Genomic DNA, 20,104 nt, shown 5'->3' with positions numbered 1-20,104 from the left:
TATTATTTTTTTAACCAATTACTTGAAAAATCACAATCTCTGTAATCACCGTTGACTTTGATGTACGTATCTATGATTTTTTCATCTTGCCATTTTTCAATGGCCTTTAATTTTTTCTCGCTTAAAGCTAACTCTTTTATTTTTAAGTAATCTTTGGCGAAATCTGCTTCGTGGTCTTCAACACGGTCTGACACACGCATAATTTTGTACTTGATATTTCCTGTTCTACCTTGCTCCGTCAACACCAAACTCACCTCACCTTCTTTTAAACTTTGAATTTGCCCATATAATTCAGGATCCATTTTGGTTAGTTCAAAGTTATAATCTTGGGTGGCTGGATTAATTAGATATCCTCCCTCACTCCTGGTTTCAGTTTCATCACTATATAATCTAGCAGCTTCTTCAAAAGAGATGTCATGATTTACAACATCCTTTCTAATTTTTTCTATTTTCTCTTTTGCTTCGGTGATAGCATCCTGAGAGGCTTCAGGAATTAAAAGAATGTGTCTCACATCATATTCTTGTCCCCTAATTTTCTCCAACAAAATGATATGAAAACCAAACTCCGTTTCAAAAGGATCGGAAATTTCACCTTCCTCTAATGAAAAGGCAACATCTCTAAACTCCTTTACAAATCTTGGTTTGTTACGATTTAGTGTATATTTCCCTCCAGTAGGAACTGAAGCTTTATCATCGGTATATAAAACCACTTTTGATCTGAAACTAGCGCCATGTTCTAAAACATCTGCTTTGAATTCGTTCAAACGATCTATCACCTTTTGTTTGTTTTCCTCAGAAACCTTTGGTTCAATAACAATTTGAGACACTTTCAATTCTGTTCCAAATGAAGGTCTTTCTTCCTTTGGTATTTTATTAAAAAATTCCCTCACTTCCTCAGGAGTAATATCCACCTCTGCAATTACCTTTTGCTGCATCTCGCTTGCCAACTTATTGCTTTTGTTTATTTCAAACATTTCGTCACGCAAGCTTCTTTCGTCTTCTTTGTTGTAAAGCTTAACAATTTCATCCATTGTCTTACCTGACTGAGCCAAAAATTGATCCAATTGATAATCTACGTTAGCCCGGATTTCTGCATCAGATACCACTATACTATCCTGAATAGCATGGTGAGCATAAAGTTTATCTTCCAATAATTTTCCAAAAAGTTGGCATCTTGAAACACCTTCCAAAGAAGCTCCTTGAACTTTAAGTTGCTCAATGGTTCTGTCAATATCCGAATCCAAAATAATGTAATCTCCCACTACGGCAGCAACACCATCCACTTTTTTAGCCTGAAAACTGGTTTTTACAGAATCAATTTTAGGCTCTTCTTTTACTTCATCTTCAATAATCTCTTGTGATTTTGCAATGTGGGAAATAAATAACATTGCTATAAGTAAGTATTTGCTAATTTTAGTTATAGACTTCAAATTTATTGTTTTTAATAGCATCCTGTGAAATATCCTTTTTAAGCTCTTTAATAAGTTCTAATTTTCTTTTGTTTATAACAATCTTATCGATAGTTGGTTTAACATATTCAATAGGAGCTATACTGTTTCTAAGTTGAACATCATTAATGAAAATCAAATATAAATCTATTGAATCTTTAAGGTGTAAAAAATTAGATTTTTTTAACAATTCATTGCGGTTTTCAGATGTGATTACTGGAATTTTCTCAATCACCTGTTCTACCTTTACCCAAACCGAATCTTTTAAGGAATAGGATTTAAATTGGATGGAAATAGAATCTAAATATCGCTTATCATCTTCATTAAATTCCTTAAACTTCCTTTCAATATCTTTTAAATCAGTTCTATTTTCATTTAAATGAACATATCGAAGCTTAACGAGATCTTCTTTTAATTTGAAAATCTCCTTGTTTTCCTCATAGTAGGATTCCAATTCTCGGGAAGTGACTGAAGTGTCGATATTTTTTCTTACCAAAGCTTCTAAATAAGCTTTAGAATACAAATCATTTTTGTAATCCTGAGCTAATTTATCAAAGTTCTCTTGGTCAACTTGTTTCAAGTTCCTTTTGGCTCCATTCACTAATAACTGTTCTGTTGCCCAATTATTAATGAAGTTATTGACAATAACAGTGCTGTCTTCTGCAGACATGCCCTCTTTAACCAAAGGTTTTAAATCCTCTAAATAAAGAAAGGACTCTTCAACTCTAGCAATAGGAGTTCTGTCATCTACTTCTTTAAAAAAATTACATGAAGTAAAAAAAACGAATCCCGTTATTAATATAAAAACCTTGTATTTCAATTATCCCTTTAATTCTTTTTTTACTTGATCTAAGGCCTCCTGATTTATAACTACTTTATATTTCTGTTCCAGTTCCTTGATCCACATTTCCTCTTTATATGATTGGAAATCACTAATCACCGCCCCTTTAGCTTCTTTATAGCTTTTAGAAGCCTTTGGCATAACTTCTTTAACTAAAGCCACTATATAGCTATCATTAAAACTGTATATTTTAGACACCCCTGTTTCAAATTTAAAATCGACGGGTAAGGATTGATGGTTCTTTTCCATAATTCCACTTGTAAAGATAACATTCACTTGCCCATCTTTATTTAAAGTTTCCTTAATTTCTGAGGGAGATTTACCATTTTTTAAAAGCTTGGACACTTCTTTGATAATGCTTTTATCCGCTGAGGATGCAACCACAGCATCCACTCTTTCTTCCCACATATATTTTGATTTGTTTAAATCAAAATAATTTTTCAATTCTGTAGTGTCAGACTTTGAAACATTCCAAATATAGGATTCCATTAAATCAAAAAGCAATAAACCATCTCTATATTCTGAAACGATATTGGCGTATTCTTGATTTTCCTCTTCCAAATGTTCCTTTTTATAGGTCATCAATTCTTGTGAGATAAATTGATCATAACTCATTTCGACCAATTTGGAAGCTTCCATTTTTGGCACTCTTCTTTTTTGAACTCCTATCAAGTAAGATCCAAAATCACCATAGGTCAATTGTTCTTTACCAATTTTCACCAAAGGCTTTGAAGCATCAAAATCACCTGGCAATGTCCATCTTCCCTTATAAAAATCATCATTAATCATACCGCTAAATTCCTCCAAGCTAGGATCAATAACTCCATATTGCTTTTTAAGATTTTCAATAACCTTTTCATTGATTAACTGTGACCGAGAATCTTTTTTCACTTTGGCTTCCAATTCGGGCCTCATGACGTCAAAAGTTTCTACTGGATGAATCTCATATAACTTGACAATGTGCCATCCAAATTGGCTTTTAAATGGTTTTGAAATTTGCCCTATTTCCGTAAGTGAAAAAGCTTGTTCCTCAAACTCTGGAGAACTCAATTCACCACTTTGAAAAGGCGCTAATTTACCTCCATTATTAGCCGAACTTTTATCGTCTGAGAATTGTTTAGCTAAAGTTTCAAACTCTTCACCCTGCTGGATTTTTTGATAAATATCATTAATACGCTCCTCTGGAGTACCTTGAGCTTCTTCCTTTTGATTGGATAAAATCATAATATGCCCAACTTGTCTAGATCCTCTCGCCTTTCTTTTATTAAGAACCTCTACAATATGATAACCAAATCTTGTTTTGAAAGGTTGGGAAATTTCTCCTACCGTAGTATTATAAGCCGCCGTTTCAAAATTGTATACCATTTTAAACGCCGAGAAATAACCTAAATCTTCAGCAAAAATCGTTCTACCATCATGAAGTTCCTTTTGAATTTTCTCAAATCCTTCATTCTTTATGCGGTCTTTTATGTTTAAAAGCTTTTCATATACCTTTAAAGTATCAGTAGGTGATGCATTTCCATCCAAACGAATCAAAACATGCCTAGCTTCTATTTCATACTGGGTTCTATCATAAGCTTCTTCCACCAATTCATTGGTCACCTTATTATCAGTTAAATATCCCGATGCCAATTGGTTTTTATAACTTTCCAACTCCTTTTTATAGGACTCCTTTTCATCAAGCCCTAACGCCTTGGCTTCTCTTAACTTTAATTTGTAATTGATGAAGAGCTTTAAATACTCATCTATATCCTTTTGTGATTCATCCTTTACTAGATCTAAATTCTTTTTGAAAACCCTTTCAAATTCAGAAGTATAAACGGGTTGTCCATCAACAGTAAACAAAATATGATCGTTGGTACTTTGAGCATGATTTACTAAAGAAACCATCATCATCAAAAAAGATAAAAAATACTTCATCATCTGATAAAAGGAAGTTTTAAAAATGTAGATGCAAAAGTAGCAATATTAAGCTAGAATGCAAGTTGCTTAACAAACGTTTGAAATAAGCGTTTGGTATGGAACTCAAATCATTTTGAACACAAAAATATTTAACTACAGGACCCTGAACCCCTTTGGCAAAACAAAACTATAAATGAAATTTTATATCTTCGGAAAAGATTAAAAAGTAGTTATGAAATACACTACCGAAATTTATGTGGAGTTGCCTCTGAATGAATTTATCAAAAAATTCAATGACCCCCACAATTTGAAACATTGGCAAAGAGGCTTGGTTAGCTATGACCACATTTCTGGAATTCCTGGTGAAGTTGGATCAAAAATGATTTTGATTTATGATTTTGGGCGAAGGAAAATGGAACTCACAGAAACAATCATTGAAAATAACCTACCACATTCCATGTATTCATCTTATGATACCAACGGGATGAGTAATATTCAAAAAAACTATTTTGAATCTACAGGTGTCAATCAAACTAAATGGGTATCAAAAAATGAATTTATTCCTACAGGATTTGCTCTTAGATTAATGACCCTGATTATGCCAGGAGCATTTAAGAAACAAACCAAAAAATACATGTTAGATTTTAAAAATTTTGCAGAAAAAAACATCTCAGTTTCCAATGAGAAAAATTAAAATGATTTGGGATTTTAGAGGTCCACATTCAGAAAAAACAGCGCAACACCACGTGATTCATTTAAAAGAGTTTGCACAGAACAATAATTTAGAAGTGATTGCCATAGACGTACAAAATATTCATGACAATCACACCATTGCATTTATGGTTGTCACCGAAGACTTAGTACCTCATCTCCGACAAAGCTTGAAACCTCATCGCGGCCAATTGTATGAAGATTAATTTGCAAATGGAATCTCTCTCTACTTAGACATAATGGCAAATAAATAGAGTCTAAATTACTTTATCTAACTAAACTAAAATGCCCCAAATAGGTTCGTTCTTCCCCAGATTTTTTAACCAATTTAACTCGGTACCAATAATCAGTTTGAGGAAGTAACTCGCTGTCTATAGTTCCATCCCAACCTTGAGAAAAAATAAGGAACGACTTGATAAGCTTGCCATATCTATCAAAAATCTGCACCTCAGAATTTGAGGCATATTGTGACGACAATCCCTGAACATTCCAAAAATCATTATCACCATCTCCATTCGGTGTCATGAATTTAGGAAAACCAATAACCGAAAAATCAATAGATGTGACACCACAACCATTGATGTCCCTAACCCAAAGTGTATAATCACCATAACTTAAGTCACCAAAAAATGGTTCGTTTTGGAAAGGCCCATTCTCTCCAGAAATCGAATATTGATAACTACCAGAGCCTAAATTATTAGTGTTAATAGTCAAACTGTTATTCGTCGTTTCATCTGTAATTAATAAATCGGCACTAGTAATAGTGGCCACTGAAGATTCTATTACATTAACAACTTGGGGTAGTGATTCACATCCTGAAAAGGAAGTTGCCATTACCGTGAAGGCTCCCGAGTTATTGACGGTTAAGTTGGGTTGATCTGAAAGTATATTTCCAGACTGGTCCATCCAAACATACATATAGTTCCCCTGTGGGTTTTGAATATTTAATGTAACTGATTCTTCATAATCGCAAAGTATCACTTCAGAATCAACTTCAAATTGGGGTTGCGCTCTAACTCTTAAAATTAAATTAGGACTAATACCAAAACAGTCTCCATTATCTTCGCTTTCTACCCTCACGTAAAGCTCTTGATAAAAAGGCTCAATATTGGTATAATTGGAACTACCAAATATCTCATTCAATTCTAATTGGGCATCTTGAGCAGTCTCATAATAATGGACACTTAAATTTTGTCCGGTTGGAAATTGATCTAAAAACTGCTGCGTAACCGATGTCAAATCAAACGTTTCAAAGCCATCTCCACCTTCAGCATTACATTGTTCTATTTCCACAGAAAAACCTGAAGGAAAGGCAGTCGTTGAAACTTCCAAATTGACTGTTGCTATATCAAAACAACCATTAGCGTTTTCGACTCGAATAAAGACCTGACTTGCTGTTGTATTATTAAAAGGATAGGGAGCTATTTCATTTTCAGAATTCTCTGCATCACTATAAGTCAAGAAAAAGCTTGTAGAAATCCCCGATTGACCGTCAGTAACTTGACCTACGGTTTCTTCCAAATTAAAATCTGTAAACCCATCAGGACTAGAGTCTTCATCACAGTTTTTAAACGTTACCGGGGAGGTGATAACAGGGAAAGGGTAAATAGTTGCTGTCACGGGTTCTTTTTCACCATCCATACAACCGTCATATGAAGCCATGGCATAAAATGTGGTTGTTTGATTTAAAACAGGAGTATTAAAAGTTTCACCCGACCCTATTAAATTATCATTTTCATCAAACCACAAAACATCTCCTTCCGAAGCTTCAGCCGATAAAACAACACTTGATTGGCCACAACCATCGCTACTTTCAGTGCTAATGATATAGGGTATTGAAAGCTCGGTACTAGCTGAAAGATCTAAATCGGGGTCACCAGGCATACCGCCATATTCAACTATATAACCTTGAGAAACATAATCACCGCCACCACCACCTACAGCCAAATCATTCCATGAACCTGGAATACCAATACCTGGGGCCGTAACGTGAGCATAATCTTCTCCTTCTAAATCATTGGGCTCTCCAGTATTCCAATTGGCATAATTAGGTGTAGAACCATTAGGCCCACCATTCCAAAAAATAGTTCCTGCCTCGGGACCAGTCACCCATTTCCACACACCTTCAGATTCCTCATCGGTTCCTCCTATCCATCCATTCCCTGCCGCCTGCTCACCCGACAACTGAGCCTCATCCTCAGCCATAATAGTTACCAAATACCCCTGAAGACCATAATAAGTACTATTTTCTGCCTCAATTTTAGCCTGTGACCAAGAAATTCCAGGCGCTGAAATAAATTGATAATAGTGCCCTGTAGATGGTAAATAATTGGCATTCCCTAGAGTAAATGAAAAAGTTCGTGTCGTAGCAACTGTAATATTTGTTGTTTCAAAATGAACATCAAAAACAGCGGCAATCATTTCAGAAATAGCAACTTCCTGACCACCCACTCCTGTGAGCGTTAATTTACCCTGAACAACATCCCATGAGCTTACAATGTTTGGATGACTTCCTTCTAAGGATAGGACATCTTGACTAGAAGCATAATTCGTTGAAATCTGAATATACAACGCTTCAATTTCGCTGTCATCAGGATCTATTATACTAAAACTGTCAACTATGTTTACGGACTCTGAAGGGCAGTAAACTATATTTCCACTAGCTTCTAATACCGGAGGTACATTTTGAGCCCAAATAGAAAAATTGACAAAAATTACCGCAAAAAAAATATGTTTAATAATATTCAAGACGTTCTTTTGGAGAATTTGTAAAAACAAATTTACTGATAAGTTGAGTAATATGAGGATATATTACTAATTAAATCACAACTACTTTAAAACTTTTACTGGTCTACTTCTAATCATCTAAAATCGTTTGGTCCAGAACATAAATGAGCTTCTTAATTTTGTGTATTTTTTTCAGTTTATATTTTGTATCCAGTATACCGTAATAATCATAAAATAATTTTTCTCTAAAAATACCATTTGGAATATTACGATTTACTTTCCAGTCTTCATAGGCTGTAGGGTGGACCAAAACAGGAAGATGAAATTCAGTACCCTGTTCTATAATATACTTATACGTGTAGCTCTTTGCTTTCTTTGCTTTTTTAGGATCTATGTTTTTAAAAATATACTGTTTATATGGTGATTCTTGAATGAAAGTATCCCTCAAATTAATAAAATCATGATTTTGAATTCGGAACTTAACTGTATTTGAAATCTTTGCTTTGTCTGGTAAGACAATTTCAATTGAATCTGAATTAAAGAAGTCATTTTTTCTGAGAACAAAATTAAATCTCATACTATCATGAGCCATAAAATTCAGTTTAAATTTTAAGGTGTCAAGATTCTTTACTTCCAAGTAATAGTTATTTTTCTTTGAATTTGTTGCAATAAAAAAGCTTTCTTTTAGCTTAGTTTCTTCTTTTCCTATTTCAAAACTTTCATACTCCAAAATATAATCAAGTTCAAAGGTCATTTGTGCATTTACGGTCCCAAAAAATAGAATCAATAGTATTGTTAAAAATCGACCAACCATAAAATCAGCTATTTTCTTTAGTTATTTTGTTTTTCTCTTCAATCCACTTACCCATATATTTTGAACTTTGTAAAGTATGGTGTTGCAATAAAGCTCCAAGGAAATTTTTCTGACGATGCACGCCTAAGGCTTGTTCCAATTTATTCAGGTGATTCAATAATTCCTTTTCATGAGCATCTTTTTGAAATCTCTCTCTCAAAATATCAAATCCTTTTTGTTGGTTCGACTCCCAAATTTCTTTTGTTTCATATAAACTGATGGCTTGCTCTGAAAAAATGAAAGGATCATTTTCTACATTCCCATTAGGTTCTAAATCACCAAACATCCCTTCGGCTGCTATATCATTCATAGCACATGGCACTCCGTTAATCATGGCATCAATCAATTTACCTTTGAGGCCAGCTCCAAATGGTAAATACGCCAAACACACCCTATAAGTTTGCATAACAGATGGCAAATCATCAACATACCCTTTAATTATAAAACCCTCCTTCTCCTTATTCAATTGCTCTACTTTTTGAGAGGAATACGCCCCGTAAATATGAAGTTCTGTTTGCGGTAATTTTTTTCTGATTAAAGGCCAAATTTGATTTTTCAATAATAATACCGCTTGGTAATTGGGTTCATGTAAAAACGTCCCAACAGTAACAAAATGTTTTCTTTCTTCGTAGGTAGGAAGAATTCCATTAGTAAAATTTCCTTCCAATAAAAAAGGTAAATAATGTAAAATGGCTGGTGTTATTTTGAACTTTTCTTGCAAAAGTTCCATCTCATATTCAGAAATAATCAAGCTCAAGTCACACCTAAAAATACTAGCTATTTCCCTTTTTGCTGTATCATTATATAAATCACTTTCTTTAAAAGTTCTCCCTTCTTTATAAGCCTGTTGCCTACCTTTTCGTAAAAAATGGAGATCTTCAGTATCCAAAATCCGGATAGCCGTTGGACAAGCTTCAGCAACCCGCCATCCAAATTGTTCTTCGGTCAAAAAGCGATCAAACAACACCACCTTTGGCATAAGTTCGCCTACATACCTATCAAAAGAAGAATCGTTAAGTTCTATACGTTTTTCTTCAATCCCCAAACTATTTAAATCAAAGGCATTGGATGTTTTTGAAGTGGTTGTAGCAAAAATGATTTTGTAATTCTGGTCTAAGAAAAATTGAATTAATTGCATCATTCGACTACCGGCGGCAGAACTCTTAGGCTCGGGCCATACAAATCCAATAATCAATAATGTTCTCATGAAGATCTTATTCCGGCCTAGGCTCCAAGCTATAACCCATTCTTACTTGCTTAGCCCAATTATTCACAGATTCTATTTGTTCATCCGTTAATCTAGCTTCGGAATGTATCCACGTGTAGGATTCCAATGGCATTTCTTTTTCCTCAACCATTTCAATCAACTCTTCTAGCTTATGATCTTTTTTCTTTACAGAATAATCTGCCCACTTAGAAAAGTCTAGATGCTTTTTTCCGTCCTCTACATGTTCTGCCATCCAATAATTAACTGGTGTTATATTATTATACCAAGGGTATTGGGTAAAACTACTGTGACAATCATAACAAGTTTCTTTTAGAATGACTTTAACATCTTCAGGAGGCATGGTCTCTTTCAAAAAAGGCTCAATGGAAGCCAAGTCTCCATCGTTCTTTTCTGGACCAAAAAATTGAGCCACAATAAAAATGACCAATAACACTAAAAGGATTTTCTTTACAATTTTCATTTCTGTAGTTTTAATATCTAAAAATAGAAAAAACTTGTGACTAAGGAAGAATTTTACAAGGAATTAAATTATGTCAATCATTCTCGGGAAAAGCGTATCTATTATGCCCAAATGGTCATTGCCCAACCTGAATTAGTTCCTACTTTATTAGAAATTCTGTTTGATGTAAACGACAAGGTTTCTTGTCGCGCTGCTTGGGTTCTCGAATTTCTGTGCTCTGAAAATTTGGAAGCCCTGATTCCCTTTCTAGACACCTTTACTGAAAGCATGCATTTGGTTCATCAAGATTCTGCTGTAAGGCCTATAGCAAAAATATGTGAATTTTTGGCATCTGCCTATTTCTCAAAAGAACCAAATAAAATTCAAAAAGTTCTAACTGCCAGTCATAAAGAACGTATTATCGAGGTGTGTTTTGATTATATGATCAATGACGAAAAGATTGCCCCCAAAGCCTATTCCATGAACACGCTTTACCTTTTTGGATTGGAATACGACTGGATACATCCTGAATTGGCCTCCATCATTCAGAAGGATATTTACGGTCAAAGTGCCGGATATAAAGCACGCGGTAAAAAAATATTAAAAAAAATCAAAGCTTCTTAATTTGAGTAAGCACCTCATCACTTGTAACTAATAGTTGACTTTTTACCAATCTTTGGGTTAACTCTTTCCATTGGGAATTTTCTTGAAAAATAGACTTCAAAATGGGATAGGCCTCATCTTCCCTGTTATTATTGATCAAATTGATAGCATACCAATATTTCATTTCTAAATTTTCTGGATACATGTTTTGAGCCGCCTTATAATGTTCTTCTGCAGCTTGGGAATTCCCTTTTTCCATGGCTAAATCTCCTAACTCCATAAAATGATATGCTTTTTGCAGTTTCATTAATCTGTCCAACTCCGAAATGGGGTCTGGGTGATCCTCTACCCTTAAATCCATAATTTTATCTTCCCAAGAATTTCCAGAGGCTTTTCCTTTAAAAATCATAATAGCCACCGATTGACTTCCCCTGATATCGCCCTTTTCTCCCTCCGCTGCTTTCAAGGCAGCCAATATTCTTGTACTCAAATCTCCTTTGGTTGTGGCAAAAGCCTCTTTCATAGCTCCCCAAACAGTAGGTTTCAACATCATATTGGCCTGAACTGAAAAATTCTTTCCATTGGCATGTCCCGCTTCAGCAATACATAAAGATCCTGTGTGTGTGGCAACGCGCCCTTCGGTGTCCAAAAAGGCTACTTGCCTATACATTTCACCAGAATCGTTTGCCAACAAAGCATCCAAAGCCTGTTTGGGACTCAAACCTTGACTCATTAAGGTCAAGCCTTTTGGCCCATAACTGGGATTGACAAGCGATTGGGTAGCAACCACTCCAACTCCAGCTTCACCATAAATGGCTAAACTACCAACACTGAACCAATGGCTCTGAACAGCAACACCAATATCCCCCGTTACAGAATCCCTAGCAACAATAGAATAGGTATGGATATAAGGCTCAGACTTATCAAATGATTGAGCAAAAGTCATCATTGAAAATAGGTAGAAATAAAAAAGAAAAACAGGCTTCATAATCTCATATTTTTTTTGAATATAAGTTATTTCACGCAAACCAAAAACTTCCCCTTGAGGCTTCCACCTTCAAATCAAAAAGATTATCTTTGTGGCTTCAAAAAAACAGCTTAAAAACATGTCATTATCATCCTTGAATGCCATCTCTCCAATTGATGGTAGATACAGAAACAAAATTGAAGCATTAGCCTCTTATTTCTCTGAAGAAGCCCTTATTAAATACCGCGTCTATGTTGAGATAGAGTATTTTATCGCTCTTTGTGAGTTGCCTTTGCCACAATTAAAAGATTTCGATAACTCCTTATTTGATAAATTACGTGATATCTATAGGGATTTTTCTGAGGATGATGCCAAGAAAATCAAGGACATTGAAAGCGTTACCAATCACGATGTTAAGGCCGTTGAATATTTTATTAAGGAGCAATTTGATGCTTTAAACATTTCAAAATTCAAGGAATTCATCCACTTCGGATTGACATCTCAGGATATTAACAATACGGCCATTCCAGCCAGTATCCTCGAGGCAATGAATGACGTATATGTACCTGAGTTACATATTCTGATTAATAAATTAAAAGATTTGGCTACTGAGTGGGCTAATATCCCCATGCTTGCCAGAACCCACGGACAACCAGCTTCCCCTACTCGCTTAGGAAAGGAAATTGAGGTATTTGTAGTGAGACTGCAAGAACAAATTAATTTATTAAATGACATACCAAGTGCTGCTAAATTTGGAGGTGCCACAGGTAACTTTAATGCACACCAAGTGGCCTACCCAAGTATCGACTGGAAAAGCTTTGGTGCAGACTTTGTACAACGCTTAGGGTTACAGCATTCGTTTCCAACCACACAAATTGAGCATTATGATCACATGGCGGCCTTGTTTGATTGTTTGAAACGTATCAACACCATTATCATTGATTTAAATCGTGATATTTGGACCTACATTTCTATGGATTACTTCAAACAACAGATTAAAAAAGGTGAAGTAGGAAGTAGTGCAATGCCACACAAAGTAAACCCGATTGATTTTGAAAACTCAGAAGGAAACTTAGGTATTGCCAATGCTGTTTTTGAGCATTTGGCAGCTAAATTACCTATTTCACGTTTACAAAGAGATTTAACTGATAGTACCGTCTTAAGAAATGTGGGCGTTCCTTTTTCACATACCATCATTGGATTCAAAAGTACCTTAAAAGGACTTAGTAAATTATTGCTCAATGCTGAAAAATTTGCTGATGATTTAGAAAACAACTGGGCGGTAGTTGCGGAAGCTATTCAAACCATTTTGAGAAGAGAAGGCTATCCTAACCCATATGAAGCCTTGAAAGGCCTTACAAGAACCAACGAAAAAATCACCAAAAATTCCATTTCAGAATTTATTGATACCTTAGAAGTCTCAAGTGAAATTAAAACGGAACTAAAATCCATTTCACCTTCTAACTATACTGGGATATAATTGATGCTAACTGACAAACAAACCTTAATACTTACAGCTATTATTGCTTTAGGTTTTTCGGTTACTGGAATATTTGGAATCTTGGATAATTATGCGATAATCATTACGCTCATTATCCTGATTATAATATTTCTAATTAATTTCTATATCACACTGAAAAAACCAAATGAGGAGGAAGAAGATACTTCTCTTTAAAATAACAAAAGCCCATCCAATTGGATGGGCTTTTTTATTAACATATAAACTTCAAATATTTCCTATTTGAAAAAATCCATAACTCCTTGCATTTGTCCTTGGTCTACATCTGCTTGTCTCAGAGCATCTACCAAAGCCACCATTTTTTGCGGACTCATATCATCTCCTAAAACACGTAAGACTCCAAATCCTAAATCTGGCGAACTTCCAAAAAGGATAAATTCATCGGCTTCATCATCGTCTCCCAAATATTTAAAAACAACTTTCCCTCCTTTATCATTAAACTCCACTAAATCATTATATTTTGGGTCATTAAGGATAGAACTCACCTTAGAAAGCTGTGTGTTATAATCAGTTAAATCAATGCTATCCTTAATTTTATAGCCTAAAAAATTCAACCTATTAATGGACTCGAAGGCTTCCTTTTGCTCTGGAGTCAATTCAGTTTTTTTGAAATCTACAATACTTGTTGGAATATCTACTGAGGTAAAATTGGGTGTTTCCTGGTTATCCACAAAGTAAGTTTGCAAGGTTTCACCCTGGTTGCAGCCAACCAGCAGCACCAGGGTGAATATCATTGCTAATAGTTTTATTGATTGGCTCATAGCAATTATTTTTTCTTGTTGTTATCTTCCAAATGTTCTCCTCCAGGGATGTTCATTTGTTGGGTCAATTTAGAGATTTGGTTCAAGTCAATATTTCCAGTTAAAGAAATGACTACGGTTTCTATCTCACGCTTTTTCCCATTGATATTGATATCAGCATCTTTAGTAATTCCATTCAAACCATCAACAAACATGAGCAATTCACTAACATGGTCTTCGTCTTTGCCTTCCTTGACAAAAAACTTCATTTCTACACCATCATCTTTTACTACCATTAGCTCTTCTAGGGAACCTAACTTTCCTTTCACCCATTTAGTAATGTCTGATGAAATGGTTTGATTGGCGGTAACAATAGTCTTAAAGCTTGTGATGCTATTGACCATATCCAAATAGGATTGCGCTTCTGGATCGTCTGTATTAATATTCATTTTAGCCAACATTTGGAACATTTTTGGTTTTATGGACACATAGGTCACATCAGTACTATTGCTGTATTTATCAAAAATATCTTGGGCGTTGGATGTTAATGGTAATAACATAATTGCCATTAAAAAAAGGATCATTTTGGTTTTCATTGTTTTCAATTTTAAATTTTTCAAAAAGGTTTTTTCATTCAATTATTTAAAAATTAGGCTTCTGGTATTTTCAATTTCATTTAGGTACCCCACTTTTTCAATACCGGTTTCATAACCGTTTAAGTAGTTGATTTTTTGGGCGCCTTTATTGAAGCTTGATGATATCATTTCCAATGATTTCACTACCTCATTGTAAGCCATCTCTGGGTCATCATAAGTTCCATAGTCTTCCTGTTGGTTGACGTCTGTCTTAAAATAAAACCCAATTAAAAGAACCGCTACAGCTGCGACAGAAATCCATTGAAAATAATAGGATCGTTTCGTCTTGGTGTTTAATGGAACGTCTTTGGTAAACTGTTCTTTTTCACTTACCGTAAAATACGTAAACAAAGGTTTGTAAACTTCTAGATGAGGTGCAACATTCTCCTGTGAAAAATAGTGTTTAAGCTGCTGTTCTTCTTGAAGTGTTGTCTCTCCGTTCTCGTACTTTTCAAGTAACTTTTCTATCTTATTTAATACCATAATTATGAGTATTAGTTAATTTTTCTCGTATTGTTTTTCTAGCTCTTGAGAGCGCTACTCTTATTGCTGTCTGATTCATGTCAAGCATTTCTGCTATTTCGTCATAATCATACTGCTCTATATCCCGTAGTTGGATGATCATTCGTTGCTGCTCTGGCAACTCTTGAATTATTTTCCCCACCCAACCTAAACTATCATTAAGTTCTATTTGCTTTTGTAATGAAGCATGTTCGTCTTTATAGTTACTATGAACAAGCTTTAAATTTTGAGCTTGTTTTGATTTCAATTTATCCAAACAAAAATTCTTGGTCATAGTCATCGAAAAGGCTTCCACATTATTGTATTCAGCAATTTTCGATTTGTTATTCCATAATTTCAAAAGAACCTCCTGTGTGGCATCTTCTGCCTCTTCCGTAGAGACCAACAATCTCTTCGCAAGTCGAAATACCTTATCCTTGAAAGGCATCACCGTATTTAAAAATTCTTTTTGGTTCATTTTGTGGTTGGTTTAAATAGCTTTTTTATTGCTATTCATCTTTACGACGAACAAGGATTCTTTTTGTTACAAAAATTTTTAATCCCAATACAAAGTAGCTATTTTTAAGGAATATAAAAGTTATAAAAGCTATGAAACCCCTACGATTTATTATACTCAACCTGTTGGTTTTATGCACTCTAAACTCCTGCTTTGAGGATTTGGATGACAACCCAGCAACCGATCAAGATATCAAAGATTTTGTGTACCGAGCCATGTTCGAGTGGTATATTTATAAAGATGAAATGCCACAATTACAAACCAACCGAGCTGAGTCTAGTGACTATGACTCTTATTTAAATAGTTTTAGTTCTCCTGACAACCTTTTTGAAAGTTTGATTTATGAAAGGCAAACTATTGATAGGTTTAGTGCGATAACAGATGATTATTTTGCCTTAGAACAACAGCTTAATGGTACCTCCTATCACAATGGTATGGAGTATGGCCTTTTTAGGTTTTCATCTACAGATACTGATGTGTATGGTTACGTACGTTATATTTTACCTAGCACCGATGCTGAAAATAAAGGATTGGTTAGAGGCGATATATTTCATTCAGTTAATGGTACACAACTCACCATTAACAATTATAGAACCTTATTGGGCACTAATTCTTATACTATTGCTCTTGGCTCTTATGATGACAATGGCACACCAAATGACGTAACTGATGATTTTATATCAGATATAAATCAGCAAATTCAGCTAACCAAAGTACCCTACACCGAAAATCCTGTTTATGACTTTGACGTTTTTAATATTGGAGGTGAACAGGTAGGCTATCTCATGTATAACGGATTTACGGGAGACTTCAACAACCAATTGAATGACGTATTTGGTTATTTTTCGTCAAACGGTGTTCAAAAACTAGTTTTAGATTTAAGGTATAACCCAGGTGGTTCTGTAAATTCTGCCAGACTTTTGGGAAGCATGATTACCGGCCAGTTCAATGGGGCTGCTTTTTCAAGCTTAAATTATAATGATCAAAAACAAAATTTTAATTCTACCTACAATTTCACGAGTAGTTTTAATGGAACATCTATCAATAGTTTGAATCTGAATAAAGTCTATGTTATTGCTACAGGAAGTAGCGCTTCTGCTAGTGAAATGGTTATTAATAGTTTAAGCTCCTATATTGAAGTTGTGCATATTGGAAAAAATACCGTAGGAAAATCGCAGGCTTCCAGCATAATTTATGACTCACCAGATTATGGGCGTCAAAATGTTAATCCAACCCACACCTATGCATTATTGCCTTTAATCGCCATTACAAGAAATGCTGAGGGATTGGCAGTACCTAACAGTGGTCTTGTACCAGATGTGGAAATTGGTGAAAAAGTAAATGATTTAGGAAGTATCGGAAACCCAACAGAACCGTTATTGGCAGCCGCTCTCCAAGTTATAGAAAATGGCGGGCGACAAGCCGCATTAACAAGTAAAGGTCATGAGATTATTGGTGATAATCATGATTTAGAACCGAATTCCCAAATAATGATTGCTGATTAAAAAAAAGCCGCTTTGAGCGGCTTTTTTATTTTAACTAAGTTCAATGGTATTAATTAAAGTAAACCTTTGATGCAATCAGTCCTACCTCAATAGTGTTGGCTAATGAATTATCAGTCAAATCAAAAACCAATAAATCACTTAAAGAAGCAAAATCCTTAGCATCTGTAACAAATAAATGGGTTCCATTGACATTCAATCCATAAGGTGTTGTCCCAGATAAGTTAATGATAGCTGAAGTTGGTAATGACGTTGATGCTTCAGACATTTCAAAAACTTGATTGTTTAATTGGTAATAAATATAACCTTGGCTGTATGCCATTAAATTTGGGTGAAAGCCTTCAGCAAATGCTATTTCTGATACAACACTATTGTTTGATGGGTCAATTGTAGTGATAGCTCCAGGAGTATCCCCAATAGGAGTCCAATTAGCATCATAAATAGTAGCGCCCTCAGACAAAACAACCAATTGCCCAGATCCATTAACAAACATTTCATCTGGATTGTCTGCTACTTCAATAGTCTCTATAGAATTGTCCGTGGTATTGATTACCGAAATAATATTGTTGGTGCTATAACCTCCCTTGTGGGACACAAACAATTTATCCCCAATGGCCAAAATTTGTTCAGGACCTTCACCTACAGGAATACTTTCTTGAACTGTATTACTTGATAAATCAATAACTGCGACAAAATCATCATCAGCAACAAATCCATCTCCCCAATTGGTTACATACCCTTTTCCATTGGAAACAGCCATATATCTTGGCAAACTCAAACCATTAGTAATCGTAGCTTCTCTTTCAAAAGAATACCTGTCAACCACATTAATCGTATTATTATCTGTTACAATATATCCTTTTCCACCCAGAAAAGCCATTGATTGCACATAAGTTCCTAATTCATCACTATTAATATTGAAGAAAATGTTGTTTTCAACTTCCGTGAAATCAGATGAAATATAAGACACCGATCCAGAAATGGAACCGCCTTCTGCCAAGACTAGCATTCCATTTTCATAAGTCCCGGATGGATTCTCTATAGGCGTAATGTTGTCGTCATCGCTACAGGAGAAAACAAACAATCCTAATGAAAGGAGTAACATGATAGATTTGAAATAGTTTTTCATAGTTTAAAAATTAAAATTTAAATAAAAGTTATAATTTATTCCAGGCATGTAGCGGTTTGCCACACTCTGGTATGTCTCGTTTAAGATATTCTTTACCTGTACTCCCAATTGAATTGGAAATGGCTTGTGAAATTGATATTCTACCCCTAAATTATTTATAAAATAATCCTCCAATATGTATCTTGGATTGTTATCCGAGAAAATAAAAACCTCTCCCGTATACATACTTTGCCAATACATAGACCATTGACGGAATTGATAACTTACGATTCCTGCTCCTTTATGATAAGGGACATAGGTAAGTTGTTTTTCAGTTTCTTGATTTTCTGACTTGGTATAAGAATAAGAAGCATTCAGTCCAATATGATGATCACCAATTTGTTTTGAAAATTGAAGTTGCGTTTCCAAACCATAGGTTAGGACATGATCTGTGTTAACCGGATTCCATAATGAACCAGAAGGCAGCCACCGAATCATGTCAGTAATATCATTATAGAATCCTAACAAGGAGACTTTAACATCTCCAAACTGAAATTCATTTCCCAATTCAAATTGGTAGGCCATTTCAGGTTTCAAAGTCACATTACCGCTTCCTGCCCAATACAAATCATTATAAGTAGGAATTCTAAAATTTTTAGAGCCATTTAATTTTAAGGTGTACCAAGAGTTGAATTTATACCTTAACCCCAAATTATATAACAACGGACTTTCATAATTCTCGGTTATTTCCTGTCTAAGGCTAGCTTCATAAATTAACTTTTTAAGTTGCTGTTTAAACAATAGGCTGAATCCTGAAATGGTACGTTTGGTTTCATTGATGCTAGACCCTTCCCCCGCGGTATGAGTGATATCTGCCATTCCCTGAAGGTAGGCTCCAGCAAAGATGCGATATCCCAATTGGTATTTACCAACAACTGTGTTGGCTTCTCCAAAAGTATAATTATCAAGTCCTGTATTAGAAAAATATTTATACCTCTCGGTTAAGTAAGCCAATTTTAAATTAGAAGAAACCTTGCCATAGGTTCCCTCCCATTCAAGCAATTGTCTGGTATTAATATCTTGATATTTGGTAGGCGTCTCAGTAGGAGAAATTAAAGAGAAGTGACGCTCTCCATCATAGGAATACCCATAATACTTAATGAGGTTATTGGCATTTATTTTATATCCAATATTGGCCGACATTCCCAGATTATAAAAGCTACCATTTTGGTTCCTCCCTAGTCTAGTAGGCACCTCATAATCATTTTCAGAATGGGAATATGATGTTGATATGTTTACACTTAACTTGTCGTTTGAAAACCTCCCTGTATAGTTTACATCTTGGGTATCATAACTTCCAAGGCGAGTGAAAAAGCTATTTTCAAATCCGGCATCAAACTGAACGGAATTATTCAAATGGATGCTACCTCCTATCGCTCCACTGCCGTAGAGCACACTTCCACCACCACTCCTAATTCCAACTTCATCAAAATTTCTAATATTGACCGTATTGAAATCAGTTTGCCCATTGAACTGAGAATTAATATTGATTCCATTCCAAACCACAGCCGTTTGTTGCGCTGTAGAACCCCTAAAAGAAGGAGATGATACCATTCCCAATCCATTTTCCTTAAAATGGATGGCGGAATTAAGACTTAATAATTCTGTCAAGGAAGCTCCACTTCTTGTTATGGAACTATCTGCAAGGGTTACTAGAGTTTGGGAATTGGAAAATTCCTTTAGATTTTTGTCGGCCAAAACAATAACCTCATCCAAATTTTGGATAGAATCAGTTAGGGTTTGTGATGAGACCAAACCTGAAAAAAACAAACAACAAAAGACAATATAAACCTGCTTCATTTC

General features: G+C 35.0%; 19 protein-coding genes. 5 read left to right on the top strand and 14 right to left on the bottom strand.

What is annotated here, in order from left to right; genetic code table 11:
- Positions 1 to 2 precede the first annotated feature (2 nt).
- The 3 genes from LOK78_RS12045 to LOK78_RS12035 are packed head-to-tail and all read right to left on the bottom strand — an operon-like array spanning position 3 to position 4,212.
- Positions 3 to 1,451 carry a peptidylprolyl isomerase gene (locus LOK78_RS12045; RefSeq protein ID WP_232635075.1) on the bottom strand — a complete coding sequence of 483 codons (1,449 nt, stop codon included), beginning with the start codon at positions 1,449 to 1,451 and terminating at the stop codon, positions 3 to 5.
- Positions 1,414 to 2,268, bottom strand: a complete 855-nt coding sequence (locus tag LOK78_RS12040) for a peptidyl-prolyl cis-trans isomerase (RefSeq protein ID WP_232635074.1) — start codon at positions 2,266 to 2,268, stop codon at positions 1,414 to 1,416. The genes LOK78_RS12045 and LOK78_RS12040 overlap by 38 nt, the downstream gene beginning before the upstream one ends.
- Entirely contained in the window at positions 2,269 to 4,212 is a 1,944-nt protein-coding gene (locus LOK78_RS12035; protein ID WP_232635073.1) for a peptidylprolyl isomerase, read from the bottom strand. It abuts the gene before it with no gap.
- A 211-nt stretch (positions 4,213 to 4,423) separates the two neighbouring features.
- Here LOK78_RS12035 and LOK78_RS12030 point away from each other — a divergent pair, with 211 nt between their 5' ends.
- Together LOK78_RS12030 and LOK78_RS12025 are read left to right on the top strand one after the other, a co-directional pair.
- A complete protein-coding gene (locus LOK78_RS12030; protein ID WP_232635072.1) occupies positions 4,424 to 4,885 on the top strand; it encodes an SRPBCC family protein in 462 nt (153 codons plus the stop codon).
- Positions 4,872 to 5,108 carry a hypothetical protein gene (locus LOK78_RS12025; RefSeq protein WP_232635071.1) on the top strand — a complete coding sequence of 79 codons (237 nt, stop codon included), beginning with the start codon at positions 4,872 to 4,874 and terminating at the stop codon, positions 5,106 to 5,108. Before LOK78_RS12030 ends, LOK78_RS12025 begins: the two co-directional genes overlap by 14 nt.
- Before the next feature lie 61 nt (positions 5,109 to 5,169).
- Here the strand turns inward: LOK78_RS12025 and LOK78_RS12020 are convergent, their stop codons facing one another.
- The 4 genes from LOK78_RS12020 to LOK78_RS12005 form a co-directional block, all read right to left on the bottom strand.
- Positions 5,170 to 7,650 (bottom strand): FIDD domain-containing protein, encoded by a 2,481-nt coding sequence (locus LOK78_RS12020; RefSeq protein ID WP_232635070.1) that lies wholly within the window; start codon positions 7,648 to 7,650, stop codon positions 5,170 to 5,172.
- Positions 7,651 to 7,759: 109 nt separating this feature from the next.
- Positions 7,760 to 8,383 carry a hypothetical protein gene (locus LOK78_RS12015; protein ID WP_232635069.1) on the bottom strand — a complete coding sequence of 208 codons (624 nt, stop codon included), beginning with the start codon at positions 8,381 to 8,383 and terminating at the stop codon, positions 7,760 to 7,762.
- Between the two features lie 64 nt (positions 8,384 to 8,447).
- Positions 8,448 to 9,689: a glycosyltransferase family 4 protein gene (locus LOK78_RS12010; RefSeq protein WP_232635068.1), complete on the bottom strand. Its 1,242-nt coding sequence runs from the start codon at positions 9,687 to 9,689 to the stop codon at positions 8,448 to 8,450.
- 7 nt (positions 9,690 to 9,696) lie between these two features.
- A complete protein-coding gene (locus tag LOK78_RS12005) occupies positions 9,697 to 10,170 on the bottom strand; it encodes a heme-binding domain-containing protein (protein WP_166960661.1) in 474 nt (157 codons plus the stop codon).
- A gap of 36 nt (positions 10,171 to 10,206) precedes the next feature.
- On the opposite strand from LOK78_RS12005, the gene LOK78_RS12000 reads away from it, so the two are divergent.
- On the top strand, positions 10,207 to 10,773 hold the full coding sequence (locus LOK78_RS12000) for a HEAT-like fold family protein (RefSeq protein WP_232635067.1): 567 nt from the start codon (positions 10,207 to 10,209) through the stop codon (positions 10,771 to 10,773).
- On the opposite strand, the gene LOK78_RS11995 is transcribed toward LOK78_RS12000, so the two are convergent.
- Entirely contained in the window at positions 10,760 to 11,740 is a 981-nt protein-coding gene (locus LOK78_RS11995; protein ID WP_232635066.1) for a DUF1028 domain-containing protein, read from the bottom strand. The two genes, LOK78_RS12000 and LOK78_RS11995, sit on opposite strands and share 14 nt — an antisense overlap.
- Before the next feature lie 118 nt (positions 11,741 to 11,858).
- Here LOK78_RS11995 and purB point away from each other — a divergent pair, with 118 nt between their 5' ends.
- Entirely contained in the window at positions 11,859 to 13,199 is a 1,341-nt protein-coding gene (gene purB, locus LOK78_RS11990; protein ID WP_232635065.1) for an adenylosuccinate lyase, read from the top strand.
- A 257-nt stretch (positions 13,200 to 13,456) separates the two neighbouring features.
- On the opposite strand, the gene LOK78_RS11985 is transcribed toward purB, so the two are convergent.
- The 4 genes from LOK78_RS11985 to LOK78_RS11970 are packed head-to-tail and all read right to left on the bottom strand — an operon-like array spanning position 13,457 to position 15,592.
- A complete protein-coding gene (locus LOK78_RS11985; protein WP_232394819.1) occupies positions 13,457 to 13,999 on the bottom strand; it encodes a GFO_1091 family lipoprotein in 543 nt (180 codons plus the stop codon).
- Positions 14,000 to 14,004: 5 nt separating this feature from the next.
- The gene (locus LOK78_RS11980; protein ID WP_166960649.1) at positions 14,005 to 14,574 is read right to left on the bottom strand and encodes a GFO_1090 family protein; all 570 of its coding nucleotides are present in this window, start codon (positions 14,572 to 14,574) and stop codon (positions 14,005 to 14,007) included.
- 42 nt (positions 14,575 to 14,616) lie between these two features.
- On the bottom strand, positions 14,617 to 15,096 hold the full coding sequence (locus LOK78_RS11975; protein ID WP_232635064.1) for a PG0215 family putative anti-sigma factor: 480 nt from the start codon (positions 15,094 to 15,096) through the stop codon (positions 14,617 to 14,619).
- Positions 15,083 to 15,592, bottom strand: coding sequence for a GFO_1088 family ECF-type sigma factor (locus tag LOK78_RS11970; RefSeq protein WP_053971809.1), 510 nt, complete (start codon positions 15,590 to 15,592; stop codon positions 15,083 to 15,085). Before LOK78_RS11970 ends, LOK78_RS11975 begins: the two co-directional genes overlap by 14 nt.
- A gap of 131 nt (positions 15,593 to 15,723) precedes the next feature.
- Here LOK78_RS11970 and LOK78_RS11965 point away from each other — a divergent pair, with 131 nt between their 5' ends.
- Entirely contained in the window at positions 15,724 to 17,136 is a 1,413-nt protein-coding gene (locus LOK78_RS11965; RefSeq protein WP_232635063.1) for a GFO_1087 family putative carboxy terminal peptidase, read from the top strand.
- 49 nt (positions 17,137 to 17,185) lie between these two features.
- On the opposite strand, the gene LOK78_RS11960 is transcribed toward LOK78_RS11965, so the two are convergent.
- Positions 17,186 to 18,262 (bottom strand): YncE family protein, encoded by a 1,077-nt coding sequence (locus tag LOK78_RS11960; RefSeq protein WP_232635062.1) that lies wholly within the window; start codon positions 18,260 to 18,262, stop codon positions 17,186 to 17,188.
- Between the two features lie 3 nt (positions 18,263 to 18,265).
- On the bottom strand, positions 18,266 to 20,101 hold the full coding sequence (locus LOK78_RS11955; protein WP_232635061.1) for a TonB-dependent receptor plug domain-containing protein: 1,836 nt from the start codon (positions 20,099 to 20,101) through the stop codon (positions 18,266 to 18,268).
- Positions 20,102 to 20,104: the final 3 nt, after the last annotated feature.

The organism is Mangrovimonas futianensis, assembly GCF_021245805.1.
Lineage (GTDB): Bacteria > Bacteroidota > Bacteroidia > Flavobacteriales > Flavobacteriaceae > Mangrovimonas > Mangrovimonas futianensis.
The sequence above is the reverse complement of the archived record's forward strand: the minus strand, read 5'-3'. Positions and strand labels throughout refer to the sequence as shown.